The 12,349-nt window shown below is 69.3% G+C and carries 11 protein-coding genes; 9 read left to right on the top strand and 2 right to left on the bottom strand.

Annotation, left to right across the window (positions count from 1 at the left end; translation table 11 throughout):
* The first annotated feature begins 374 nt into the window (after positions 1 to 374).
* The 5 genes from ACTWQN_RS33550 (at position 375) to ACTWQN_RS33530 (ending at position 4,445) form a co-directional block, all read left to right on the top strand.
* Positions 375 to 1,733 (top strand): ATP-binding protein, encoded by a 1,359-nt coding sequence (locus tag ACTWQN_RS33550; protein ID WP_443207662.1) that lies wholly within the window; start codon positions 375 to 377, stop codon positions 1,731 to 1,733.
* A gap of 91 nt (positions 1,734 to 1,824) precedes the next feature.
* A complete protein-coding gene (locus ACTWQN_RS33545) occupies positions 1,825 to 2,244 on the top strand; it encodes a roadblock/LC7 domain-containing protein (protein WP_443207661.1) in 420 nt (139 codons plus the stop codon).
* Entirely contained in the window at positions 2,241 to 2,600 is a 360-nt protein-coding gene (locus tag ACTWQN_RS33540; protein ID WP_443207660.1) for a DUF742 domain-containing protein, read from the top strand. Before ACTWQN_RS33545 ends, ACTWQN_RS33540 begins: the two co-directional genes overlap by 4 nt.
* A gap of 73 nt (positions 2,601 to 2,673) precedes the next feature.
* Entirely contained in the window at positions 2,674 to 3,210 is a 537-nt protein-coding gene (locus ACTWQN_RS33535; protein WP_443207668.1) for a GTP-binding protein, read from the top strand.
* Between the two features lie 59 nt (positions 3,211 to 3,269).
* A complete protein-coding gene (locus ACTWQN_RS33530; RefSeq protein ID WP_443207667.1) occupies positions 3,270 to 4,445 on the top strand; it encodes a cytochrome P450 in 1,176 nt (391 codons plus the stop codon).
* Between the two features lie 135 nt (positions 4,446 to 4,580).
* On the opposite strand, the gene ACTWQN_RS33525 is transcribed toward ACTWQN_RS33530, so the two are convergent.
* Both ACTWQN_RS33525 and ACTWQN_RS33520 read right to left on the bottom strand, forming a co-directional pair.
* Positions 4,581 to 5,279: a response regulator gene (locus ACTWQN_RS33525; RefSeq protein ID WP_443207659.1), complete on the bottom strand. Its 699-nt coding sequence runs from the start codon at positions 5,277 to 5,279 to the stop codon at positions 4,581 to 4,583.
* A complete protein-coding gene (locus tag ACTWQN_RS33520) occupies positions 5,276 to 6,853 on the bottom strand; it encodes a sensor histidine kinase (RefSeq protein ID WP_443207658.1) in 1,578 nt (525 codons plus the stop codon). The genes ACTWQN_RS33525 and ACTWQN_RS33520 overlap by 4 nt, the downstream gene beginning before the upstream one ends.
* A gap of 289 nt (positions 6,854 to 7,142) precedes the next feature.
* Between ACTWQN_RS33520 and ACTWQN_RS33515 the strand changes: the two genes are divergently transcribed.
* The 4 genes from ACTWQN_RS33515 (at position 7,143) to ACTWQN_RS33500 (ending at position 12,302) form a co-directional block, all read left to right on the top strand.
* Positions 7,143 to 8,129 carry a Bug family tripartite tricarboxylate transporter substrate binding protein gene (locus ACTWQN_RS33515; protein ID WP_443207657.1) on the top strand — a complete coding sequence of 329 codons (987 nt, stop codon included), beginning with the start codon at positions 7,143 to 7,145 and terminating at the stop codon, positions 8,127 to 8,129.
* Entirely contained in the window at positions 8,126 to 8,662 is a 537-nt protein-coding gene (locus tag ACTWQN_RS33510; protein ID WP_443207656.1) for a tripartite tricarboxylate transporter TctB family protein, read from the top strand. The genes ACTWQN_RS33515 and ACTWQN_RS33510 overlap by 4 nt, the downstream gene beginning before the upstream one ends.
* Positions 8,663 to 8,664: 2 nt before the next feature.
* Positions 8,665 to 10,191, top strand: coding sequence for a tripartite tricarboxylate transporter permease (locus ACTWQN_RS33505; RefSeq protein ID WP_443207655.1), 1,527 nt, complete (start codon positions 8,665 to 8,667; stop codon positions 10,189 to 10,191).
* 212 nt (positions 10,192 to 10,403) lie between these two features.
* A complete protein-coding gene (locus tag ACTWQN_RS33500) occupies positions 10,404 to 12,302 on the top strand; it encodes a primary-amine oxidase (protein ID WP_443207654.1) in 1,899 nt (632 codons plus the stop codon).
* The last annotated feature ends 47 nt before the right edge of the window (positions 12,303 to 12,349 follow it).

Raw genomic sequence — 12,349 nt, 5'->3', positions numbered from 1 at the left:
TCGCGGCGTTTCGCGGATGCTCGTGCGGGTTACAACGGTCTGCGGTTGCCTACCGCGTGATGGCGATTTCGCGCGAAATCGCTGGTCGCTGCTCTTGGGAAGCGCCGATTTCGCGCGAAATCGCCAGTTCCGCTGCCCGCGCAGGGGCACGGGACAAGATCAACAGCCCTGGGTAAGATCAGGAATCTGCTGGCCCGGCGCCACTGGCGTCGGGCCAGCGGTGCTTCCATCACTGAACGTGGCCAGTCGGGTATCACTTCTGCAAACGTCATCCAAATGTGGATAACGGGGTGGGTGACGCCCGTTACCATCGGGCCCCGATGGCGCCATGCCAGTTCTCCGCCACGTTCGACCGGCCACTTAGGACCTCTTTGATGTCGACCCAGATCCCAGTCCACCATCGACGAGACCGTCCACCGCTGCGTCCGGCGTTGCTGGCGTTCCTCGCCGCAGTGGTCGTCACCGGCGGAGCCTGCGGATGGGCGTTCGTCGTCGCGCCGGTCGGCAGTCAACTGCTGGTGGTCTGGTACGGCGGGGTCCTGTCACTGCTGTTGGCCGTCACCCTGTCCGTCGCGGTCCGCGGCATCCAACTGGTCCGCAACCTGCGGTCCAACGCCGCCACTATCGACGCGGACATCGCCCGCCTCACCTACGAGGCCCTGCCGACCCTGGCGCAGCGGGTGCGCGACGGCGCCACCCCGGACACCGCGGTCGCCGAGGTGGCGCAGCCCTTCGACGCCTCCCACCGGCAGGTGATCAAGTCGATCGCGCAGGAACTCGGCACCGGTGAACGGATGCGCGCGGCGGCCATGGCCACCTGCGCCAACGCGGCCGGTCGCATGCAGGCGCTGGCGACCAGCATGCTCGCCGACCTCCGCGAGATGGAGGACCGCCACGACGAGGACGTGCTCGCGGATCTGCTGAAGCTCGACCACAGCACGGCCCAGGCCGGTCGACTCGCGGACAGCATCGCGGTCCTGACCGGCGCCCGCTCCGGGCGCCGCTGGACCAAACCGATCGTGATGGAGAGCATCCTGCGCGGCGCGATGGGCCGGATCAGCGCCTACCAGCGAATTCGACTGCATTCGACCAGCACCGTCGCGATCGTCGGCTACGCCGCCGAAGGCATCATGCACGCGCTGGCCGAACTGATGGACAACGCCGCCCGCTTCTCGCCCCCTGCCGAAGAAGTCCACGTCTACGTGGAGGAAGTCCACACCGGAGTCGCCGTCACCATCGAGGACAGCGGTCTGGTCATGAGCGCCGCCGCGCTGGCCCGCGCCGAGCAGGCCGTGTCCGTCCAACCCCTGGACCTGACCACCATGTCCGGTACCCGGCTCGGGCTCGCCGTGGTGGGCCGCCTGGCCCGCAAGCACGACCTGACCGTCTCGTTCCGGTCCTCCGCGCGCGGTGGCACCGGCGTGGTGGTCATGATCCCCCGAAAGCTGGTCACGCAGCCCCGACAGGAACCCGCCCCCGCGCCGCGCACCCCGCCGGAAGCGTCGGCGGCGCCGGTCGAGGTGGAAACCGCCGATGTCGCACCGGAATTCGACGAGGAACCGAGCGACCTGCCGAAGCGGCGGCGTGGCCGAACGCTGGCCGCGTCGCGCTCGGTCACCCCGCCGAAGGAGCCTGGGCCCGATCGGCCGCGCCCGAACGCGGGGGCGCGGTTCGGTGCGTTCCGCAATGCGCGGCGCGACTCTTCGTCCACTGCGGACGACAGCACCCGATGATGGCCACCCGATGATGGCGTTGCCGCCAAGACAACAGATTGGAGGCGCGGGCCGGTGCCGGTAGTCCGGAAGATCACCGCCCCACAGCTGCATGACCACGACAACGCGCGACCTCGACTGGTTGCTGGACAACCTGCTGGCTCGGACGCCGGGTAGCCGACACGCCCTGGTGCTGTCCAAGGACGGGCTCAAACTCTGCTTCACGCCAGGCCTGTCGGTGGACCAGGCGGACCAGTTGGCCGCCATCTCCTCCGGGATACAGAGCCTGTCCTATGGTGCCTCGGTCGAGTTCGGCGACGGCAGCGGCGGGGTGCGGCAGTCCATGACCGAGTTCTACGGCGGACTGCTGTGCATCGTGGAAGCCGGGGTGGGTGCGCACCTCGCGGTGTTGGCCAGCGATGAGGCGGACGTCGGCGTGATCGGGCACAACATGCACGAGTTGGTCGAGCAGATCGGTGAGTACCTCAGCGCCCCGCCGCGAGCGGCCGACCGTTCCGCGGGAACGCCATGACCAGGCGGCTGGTGGACAACGAGGATCCGGACCGGCTCTACATCGTCACCGGTGGCCGCAGCCGCGCGACCGAGGTCACCTTCGACCTGGTGACGTTGATCGTGAGCGAATGCGATCCGACGCCGGGCATGCAGTCCGAGCACGCCAAGATCCTGCGGCTGTGCCGCGAGCCGGTGGCGGTGGTGGAGCTGTCCTCGGATCTGGGACTGCCGGTGAGCGTGGTGAAGATCCTGCTCGGCGACCTGCTCGACATGGGCAAGATCACCGCCCGCCACCCGTCCACCACCCGCACCGAGTCAGCACTGCCCGCCCCCGAATTCCTGAAGCAGGTGCTTGTTGGACTCCGAAATATCTAGCTCGGAAATATCAGATCTGGCGACACCAGATCGCATTCCACTGCGCGATACCGCCGCCGACGGTCTGAAGATCGTGATCGTCGGCGGGTTCGCCGTGGGCAAGACCACCCTGGTTCGCTCGGTCAGCGAGATCCGGCCGCTGAGCACCGAAGAGACCATGACGCAGGCCGGGATCGGCATCGACGAGACCAGTGGGGTCGGCGGGAAGTCCACCACCACGGTCGCCTTCGACTTCGGGCGCATCACACTGGACGAACGCCTGGTGCTGTACCTGTTCGGCGCGCCGGGCCAGGAGCGGTTCTGGTTCGTGTGGGACCAGCTGTTCGCGGGTTCGCTGGGCGCGGTCGTGCTGGTGGACAGCCGTCGACTGGCCGACTCCTGGTACGCCATCGACCGCCTCGAAGACCACGGGATGCCGTTCATCGTGGCGCGCAACAACTTCGGCGAACCGAAGCACACCTTGGCGCAGGTGCGCGACGCGCTGGACCTGTCTCCCGAGGTGCCGTTGGTCGACTGCGATGCCCGCGACCGCAACGCCAGCAAGGCGGTGCTGGTCGAGCTCGTCGAACACCTCTACGCCCTGTCGTCCGCCCGGGAGGCCACGTCGTGACCAACCCCCACCAGTTGTCCTCGGCCGCAGCCGACGATTCGCACGCCAACGCTGTCACGATGTACGGCCCGCGGTTTCAGAACAACCCGGCCCAGGTGTACCGGGACATGCGGCGCGAGCACGGCCCCGTCGCTCCGGTGCTGCTCGAAGGCGGGGTGCCCGCCTGGTGCGTGCTGGACTACCGCGAGGTCCACCACGTCACCAACCACCCCGAGTTGTTCGGCCGCGACTCCCGACGCTGGAACAGCTGGCACGAGGTCTCCCACGACTGGTCGCTGCGGCCCTACGTCGAGTACCAGCCGGCGTTCGTCTTCACCGAGGGCGAAGAGCACCGCAAACGCGGGGGCGCGATCAGCGATGCGCTGGCGGATGTGGACGAGTTCGAGCTGCGGGCGCAGGTCGAGAAGATCTGCGACGACCTGATCGACGGCTTCGCCGGACGCGGCGAAGCCGATCTGATCGCCGAGTACACCCACCAGATCCCGTTGCTGGCGCTGGCGAAGATCTACGGGCTGCCCGACGACGAGGCACCGACGCTGGCCCGGGACGTGGCCCTGTCCGGGGAGGAAAGCGAGGAAGCCGTCCGGGCGCACGAGCGGACCGTTGCCCGGATGCTGCAACTCTCGCGGGAGAAGCGCGAGAACCCCGGCCGCGACGTGCCCTCGTTCCTGCTAGCGCTTCCGCTCGGGCTCACCGACGAGCAGATCGCCGCCGATCTGTTCATCACGCTGGGGGCCGGTTACCTGACCACATCGGACTGGATGGGCAACACCATCCGGCTGATGCTCACCGACGAGCGGTTCGCGATTACCCTGGCCGGTGGTCGCCGCAGCGTCGGCCAGGCCCTCAACGAGGTGCTGTGGGAAGACACGCCGACGCAGAACTTCGTCGGCCGATGGGCCACTCAGGACACCCAGCTCGGCGGCAAGCGCATCCGCAAGGGCGATCTGCTGGTGCTTGGGCTGGCGGCGGCCAACACCGACCCGCAGGTGCGGCCGGACACCTACGCCGGTTCGGCGGGCAACCAGGCGCACATGTCGTTCAGCCACGGGGAGCACGGATGTCCTTTCCCGGCACAGGAAATCGCCCGGGTCATCACGACCACCGGCATCGAGGTGCTGCTCGACCGGCTGCCCGACGTGGAGCTGGCGGTGGCCACGGAGGCGCTGGTCTGGCGCCCATCGGTGTGGATGCGCGGCCTGGCCGCCCTCCCGGTGACCTTCACCTGGTACTGAGTCCTCGGCAGCAGCTGCTACGAAGGCAGACTCCAGCCCGCTGCTCCACCGTTCAGGTGAGGGGTGAGGGGCACCTGTGACCAAGTAAGTTGGTCACGGGTGCCCCTCACTCCGTCTCGTCACCCCGTGGTGCGGTCAGGAGTTCCAGCGGTACCGGCGTTCCGGGCGACCGGTGCCGCCGTAGCGCAGGCGCACCTCGGCGCGGCCCGAGGTCACGAAGTGCTCCAGGTACTTGCGGGCGCTGACCCGGGAAAGCTCGGTGGCGTCGGCGCATTCCGCGGCGGACAGGTCACCGCCACCGGCGGTCCGCTCGCGCAGGATGCGTTCGACGATCTCCGCGGTCTCGGCGGCCAGCCCCTTCGGCGGCGGCGCCGTGCCCCGGGTGCGGGTGCCGAAGAGCTGGTCGACGTCCCGCTGGGCGGTGGGGGAGTCACCGGGCAGTTCGCTGAGTTTTCGGTGCAGCGAACGGAAGTTCTCCAACTGGTCGCGCAGCGCCTCGTAGCTGAACGGCTTGATCAGGTAGTGCAGCGCGCCGCCGCGGATCGCGCCGCGCACGGTGTCCAGATCGCGCGCCGCGGTGATCACGATGACGTCGGGTTCGGCGGCCGGGCGGGAGGTGCCCGCGCGCAGCTGACGCAGCACCGAAAGACCGTCCATGTCGGGCAGGTAGATGTCCAGCAGCACGAGCTCCGGGCGCAACTCGTCCACGGCGCGCACCGCGTCGGCCCCGGTGTGCGCCACCCCGACGACCTCGAACCCGTCGACCCGCGCGACGTAGCCACTGTGGATCTTGGCGACCATGAAGTCGTCGTCCACCACCAGCACCTTGATCACGACTTCGGAACCTCCAACGGCAACCGTGCGGTGAACACAGCGCCGTGGGCGTTGTGCACCTGCACCGAACCGCCGCGACGATGACAGATCTGCCTGGTCAAAGCCAGCCCGAGGCCGCGCTCCCCGTCGCGTGCGGCCTTGGTGGTGAAACCGTGCCGGAACACCTCCTCGACGATCTCCGCGGCCACGCCGGGCCCGGAATCCCGCACCACCAGGGTGACCTCGTCGGTGCGGCGCAGGTCGATCTCGACCCAGCGCTCGGTGCGCCCCGGCGCGCCCTCCAACGCATCCAGCGCGTTGTCGATCAGGTTGCCCAGCACGGTGACCAGATCGGCGGACAGCTCCTCGTCGACCTCGGCCAGGTAGCTGCCCTCGTGCAGCCGCAGGCCGACGCCGCGTTCGGCGGCGAGGCTGGCCTTGGCGATCAGCAGCGCCGCGGTGGCCGGGTCGTGGATGCGCGCGGTGACTTCGGCGTGCCACTGCTCCTGCATGTGGCTGATCCGGTCGACGTAGCGCTGCAACTCGTCGTACTCGCCCAGCTCGATCAGCCCGGAGATGATGTGCAGCCGGTTGCTGAACTCGTGCGCCTGGGCGCGCAGGGTGTTGCTGGTGTCCCGGTGCACCGCCAATTCCCGTTGCAGGTCAACGAGTTCGGTGCGGTCGCGCATGGTCACCACGGCGCCGACCGACGAGATCGGCATCCGGTTGACCACCACGACCCGGCCGCGCCGCAGCACGATCTGGTCCACGCCGTCGGTGCGGCCGGTGAGCACGTCGCGGGCGCGGTCGTTGAGGTCCAGCGAGTCGATGTCGCGGCCCACGCAGTCCGCGGGCAGCGCCAGCAGGTGCCGCGCCTGGTCGTTGACCAGCGTGATCCGGTTCTGCTCGTCGACGCCCAGCACACCTTCCCGAACACCCTGCAGCAGTGCCTCGCGGTGCTCGACGAGCCGGGTGATCTCCTGCGGCTCCAGCCCGAGGGTCTGCCGCTTCACCCGCCGCGCGAGCAGCACGGAACCGGCGACGCCGAGCACGGTGGCGAAGGCCAGCAGCGCCAGCGGGTTCTCCGGGGCCTGGCGCAGTCCTTGCAGCAGGTCGGGGGTGTTGCGACCGGCCGCGACGACGCCGATGATGCGCGCGTCGTCGGAGATCACCGGCACGTGCGCGACCAGCGAATCGACGCCGTCCACGCGGATCTCGCCGACCCAGGCGTGCCCGCTGAGCACGGTGCTCTCGCCCAGCGGCAGCGGTTGCCCGCGCTGACCGGGGTCGGGCGAGGTGAGCACGGTGCCGCGACCGTCGGCGATGATCACGTGGTCGGCGCCGGAGAGGCTGCGGGCGCTTTCGGCGAAGATCGGCAGCGCGTCCCGGCGGTAGGGGTCGGCGAGGCTGGCGCGGACACCTTCGGTGGCGGCGAGGTCTTCGGCCACCGACAGCATCTTGCGTCCCTCGGTGGCCCGGAACGCGTTGTCGGTCTGCGCCACGGAGAACACCGCGATCGAGGCGAGCAGCAGGACGATGATCAGCAGCTGCCAGCTCAACAACTGCCTGGACAACGACCCCTGCACCCGCAACACCGCGTCACCTCCTGCACCGTCGGCCCGCCTGCACCGTCGGAGGAGCGCAACGTTAACCGTCCGCAACCGACGATCGCACGCCACCCCGCCATCACCGCAGGTCAGCGAGGTGCTGCGCAATTTCGCGAGAACTCGGCGGACACCGGGTGGCGGCGTGTTTTCCGCGGAATTCTCCGGGGTTACAGAACTAACAAAAGTGTCGATACGTGCTTAAGCGAGACACGGCGGCACTGATGTGTGCAGCATGACCCAGCTCACGTTCCGACCACAACGGAGAGGCGGGATTTCCGTGCGCCTACGCAGCGCGCTGGCCGTGCTCGCAGCCGTGCTGCTGGTGCTCCTGGTGCCGCCACTGATCAGCACCGGCAGCGACAGCGAAACCGAAGCGCAGATCCGCGGCCTGCGGATGCTGGTGCCGAACTCACCCGGCGGCGGCTACGACATCACCGCGCGCACCGCGGTGAAGGCAATGGAGGACGCCGGGCTGCAGACCAACGTCGAGGTGTTCAACCTCCCCGGCGCAGGGGGCACGGTCGGTCTCGGCCGGGTTGTCAACGAGCGCGGCAACGGCAAGCTCGCGATGTCGATGGGCCTGGGCGTGGTCGGCAGCGTCTACACCAACCACTCACCGGTGTCGCTGCAGGACACCACCCCGATCGCCAAGCTCGTCGAGGAACCCAACGTGGTCGTGGTCGCCAAGGACTCGCCCTACCACGACCTCGCGCAGCTGATCGCGGACTGGAAGGCCCAGCCCGGTGCGGTGCCGGTCGGCGGCGGCTCGTCGCCGGGCGGGCCGGACCACCTGGCACCGATGCTGATGGCCAAGGCCATCGGCCTGAGCCCCAAGCAGGTCAACTACGTGCCCTTCGACGGCGGCGGCGAACTGCTCGCCTCGGTGCTCGGCGGCAAGGTCGCCTTCGGCGTCTCCGGCATCGGCGAATACCGGGACCAGATCGAGGCGGGTGAGCTGCGGGTGCTGGCGGTGACCGGGCCGCAGCGCTCCCCCGGGATCGACGCACCGACGCTCACCGAGGCCGGGGTGGACGTGCGGTTCACCAACTGGCGCGGTGTCGTGGCGCCGCCGGGGATGTCGGACAACGACCGCGAGAAGCTGGTCGCGCTGTTCGCCCGGCTCAACGGATCTCCGGCGTGGCAGGACGCGCTGCGGCGCAACGGCTGGACCGATGCGTTCCAGCCGGGACCGGAGTTCGGCGAGTTCCTCCGCCAGGAGAACGACCGGGTGGCCTCGGTGCTGAAGGAGTTGGGACTGGCATGACGACGACCGAAGTCACCGAAACCGAGCCGGGAGCGGCGAAGAAGCACTGGCTGCGGGAGCGATCCGAGCTGGGCGTCTGCGTGCTGCTGGCGGCGCTGGGCGTGCTGGTGCTCGTCGACGCCGCCACGATCTCCACCGACTTCACCCAGCGCGGGCCGGTCGGCCCCAAGACGGTGCCCTACATCGTCGGCGGGTTGTTGCTGGTCGTGGCGGTGCTGCTGGCCCGCGACGTGCTCCGCGGCGGCCGGGGCGTCGCGGAGGGCGGCGAGGACGTCGACCTGTCCGCGCCCAGCGACTGGCGCACCGTGCTGCTGCTGTCGGCGGCGTTCCTGGCCAACGCGGTGCTGATCAACATCATCGGGTTCCCGCTGTCCGGGATGATCCTGTTCTGGGGCAGCGCCTACGCGCTGGGCAGCCGCAACGCGGTGCGCGATCCGCTGGTGGCGGCGGTGCTGTCAGTGCTCACCTATCTCGTGTTCAACAACCTGCTCGGTGTCCCCCTGCCAGGCGGCCCGCTGATGGGGGTGCTGTAGCGATGGATTCGCTGAACCTGCTGCTGGGCGGTTTCGCCACCGCGTTGACTCCGATGAACCTGGTGTGGGCGGCGATCGGGGTGCTGTTGGGCACCGCGATCGGCGTGCTGCCCGGCATCGGACCGGCGATGGCTGTCGCGCTGCTGCTGCCGGTGACCTACGCCCTGGAACCCACCGGCGCGTTCATCATGTTCGCGGGCATCTACTTCGGTGGGATGTTCGGCGGCTCGACCACCTCGATCCTGCTGAACACACCGGGGGAGAGCGCGGCGGTGGTCGCCGCGATGGAGGGCAATCCGATGGCCCGCAAGGGCCGCGGCGCGCAGGCGTTGGCGGCGGCGGCGATCGGGCACTTCATCGGCGCGATCATCGGCATCACCCTGCTGACGCTGCTGGCACCCACGGTCGCCTCGCTGGCGGTCAACATCGGTGCGCCGGACTACCTGGCGATCATGGTGCTGGCGTTCATCGCGGTAACCTCGGTGCTCGGCAAGTCGCGGGTGCGCGGCTTCGCCTCGCTGCTGATCGGGCTGACCGTCGGGCTGATCGGCCTGGACGAGATGACCGGCCAGCAGCGGCTGACCTTCGGGCTGCTGCACCTGGCCGACGGCGTGGACGTGGTGATCGTCGCGGTCGGGCTGTTCGCCATCGGCGAGTCGCTGTGGGTGGCCGCGCACCTGCGGCGCGCTGGCGGCGAGGCGATCCCGGTGGGCAGGCCGTGGCTGGGTGCCGAGGATGTGCGCCGGGCCTGGAAGCCGTGGCTGCGCGGCCCGCTGATCGGCTTCCCGTTCGGTGCGATCCCGGCCGGTGGCGCGGAGATCCCGACGTTCCTGTCGTACGTGGCCGAGCGCAAGCTCTCCAAGCACCGCGATGAATTCGGCAAGGGCGCGATCGAGGGTGTCGCCGGGCCGGAGGCGACGGCGAGCGCTTCGGCGGCCGGGACGATGGTGTCGATGCTGACGCTCGGTCTGCCCACCACCGCGGTGGCCGCGGTGATGCTGGCGGCGTTCCAGCAGTACGGCATCCAGCCGGGTCCGCTGCTGTTCGAGCGCGAGTCGGACCTGGTGTGGGCGCTGATCGCGAGCATGTTCATCGGTTCGGTGCTGCTGCTGGTGCTGAACCTGCCGCTGGCTCCGGTGTGGGCCAAGCTGCTGCAGATCCCGCGCCCGTACCTGTACGCCGGGATCCTGTTCTTCGCCAGCGTCGGTGCGTACGCGGTCGGCGGCGAGCCGCTGGACCTGTTGCTGCTGTTCATCATCGGTCTGATCGGTTTCGCGATGCGCCGCTACGGCCTGCCGGTGCTCCCGGCGATCATCGCGGTGATCCTCGGCCCGACCGCCGAACAGCAGTTGCGCCGTGCCCTGCAGATCAGCGACGGCCACGTCAGTGGGCTGGTCAACACCCCGTTCGCGATCACCGTGTACTGCGTGGTGGCCCTGATCCTGCTGTGGCCGTTGGTGTCCCGGGTGATTTCGCGGCGCAGGACGCAGGCGTTGCGATCCCAGGACGAGGAGCGGGTGGACGCCTGATCCCGCTCGCCTGATCCCGCTCGCCGGGCCGAGCCCGCTCCCGTCTCCGGGGGCGGGCTCTTCGGCGTGGCGGGAGGGGCTGCCGACGTGTCTTACTGGTCGGGTGGATTGGGGTTCCTCGAACTCGTGCCGGTGCACATGGCGGGCGCCAACCGCACCTGCGGCGGCGCACGGCGGGTTCCGAGGACGAGACGAGCGCGAGAGGCAGGGCGATGACGAAGCATCCGCTGGATCCGTTGAACTCCGATGAGATCCTCCGCAACCGGGAGGTCCTGCGACAGGCGGGCCTGCTGCCCGAGTCCACCCGTTTTCCCCTGGTACAGCTGGATGAACCGGACAAAGCGGAGGTTCTCGCGCACCGCGACGGCGAGCCGTTCGACCGCCGGGTGCGCTCGGTGCTCTGCGACACCGAAACCGGTGAGCTGACCACCACCCTGGTGTCGCTGCGCGACGGCCAGCTGGTGGACAAGTCGGTGATCAACCCGGTCGAACACGGGCAGCCGCCGGTGATGCTGGACGAGTACGAGCTCGTCGAACGCATCGTGCGGGCCGACGAGAGGTGGCTGCGGGCCATCCGCGACCGCGGCATCGACGACATCACCAAGGTCCGGGTCTGCCCGCTGTCGGCGGGCTGGTTTGGCGTCGCCGACGAAAGCGGCCGCCGCATGCTGCGCGCGCTGGCGTTCGTGCAGAACTACCCGGAGGAACTGCCGTGGGCGCATCCGGTGGACGGGCTGGTGGCCTACGTGGACGTCATCGAGCGGCGCGTGCTGGAGGTGGTCGACGACCGCCAACTGCCGGTTCCGGTGGAAAGCGGCAACTACACCGACGAAGCGCTGTTCGGCCCGAAGCGCGACACGCTCAAGCCGATCGAGATCACCCAACCGGACGGCCCGAGCTTCACCGTCGACGGCCACGAGGTGCGGTGGGAGAACTGGCGCTTCCGGGTCGGCTTCGACCCGCGCGAAGGCCTGGTGCTGCACCAGCTGTCGTTCCGGGACGGCGAGCGGGACCGGCCGGTGGTCTTCCGCGCCTCGATCGGCGAAATGGTGGTCAACTACGGCGATCCGTCGCCGGTGCGGTTCTGGCAGAACTACTTCGACTCCGGCGAGTACTCGCTGGGCAAGCTCGCCAACGAACTGGTGCTCGGCTGCGACTGCCTCGGCGAGATCCACTACTTCGACGCCGTGGTGGCGCAGGAGGACGGCGCGCCACGCACCCTGCGCAACGCGGTGTGCATGCACGAGGAGGACTTCGGGGTGCTGTGGAAGCACACCGACGTGTTCACCGGCTCGGCCGAGACCCGGCGGCAGCGGCGGCTGGTGGTCTCGTTCTTCGCCAGCATCGGCAACTACGACTACGGCTTCTACTGGTACCTGTACCTCGACGGCACCATCCAGTTGGAGGTCAAGGCCACCGGGATCGTGTTCACCTCGGCCTACCGGGAGGGCTCGCGGTGGGCCAGCGAACTCGCCCCCGGTCTCGGCGCGCCGTACCACCAGCACCTGTTCAGCGCGCGGCTGGACATGATGGTGGACGGCATCAGCAACGCGGTGGACGAGGTGCAGGCGCAGCGGGTGCCGATCGGCGCGGAGAACCCGCACGGCAACGCCTTCACCCGCAGCGTCACCAGGTTGGCGCGGGAGAGCGACGCGGCGCGGGGGGCCGATCCGGGCAGCGGCCGGACCTGGCACGTCGTCAACACCGAGCGCACCAACCGGCTCGGCCAGCCGGTCGGCTATGCCCTGCACCCGCAGGGGTACCCGGTGCTGCTGGCGGATCCGGGTTCGTCGATCGCCAAGCGCGCCGCGTTCGCGACCAAGCACCTGTGGGTCTCGCGGTACGCGGCGGACGAGCGGTATCCGGCGGGGGAGTTCGTCAACCAGAACCACGGCGGTGCCGGGATCCCGGCCTTCACAGCGCGGGATCGCGGTATCGACGGCGAGGACATCGTGCTGTGGCACACCTTCGGCCTGACGCACTTCCCGAGGGTGGAGGACTGGCCGGTGATGCCGGTGGACTATTGCGGCTTCACCCTGAAACCGGTCGGTTTCTTCGACCGCAACCCAACCCTCGACGTCCCACCCAACCACTCCTGCGGCTCCGCCTGACTGCGGCTGCCACGCCCCAGAACCCGTTCAGGTGAGGGGTGAGGGGC

The organism is Saccharopolyspora antiqui (assembly GCF_052246905.1).
Taxonomy (GTDB): Bacteria; Actinomycetota; Actinomycetes; order Mycobacteriales; family Pseudonocardiaceae; genus Saccharopolyspora.
Note: the sequence above shows the minus strand (reverse complement) of the source record. Positions and strands in the feature narration are given on the sequence as shown.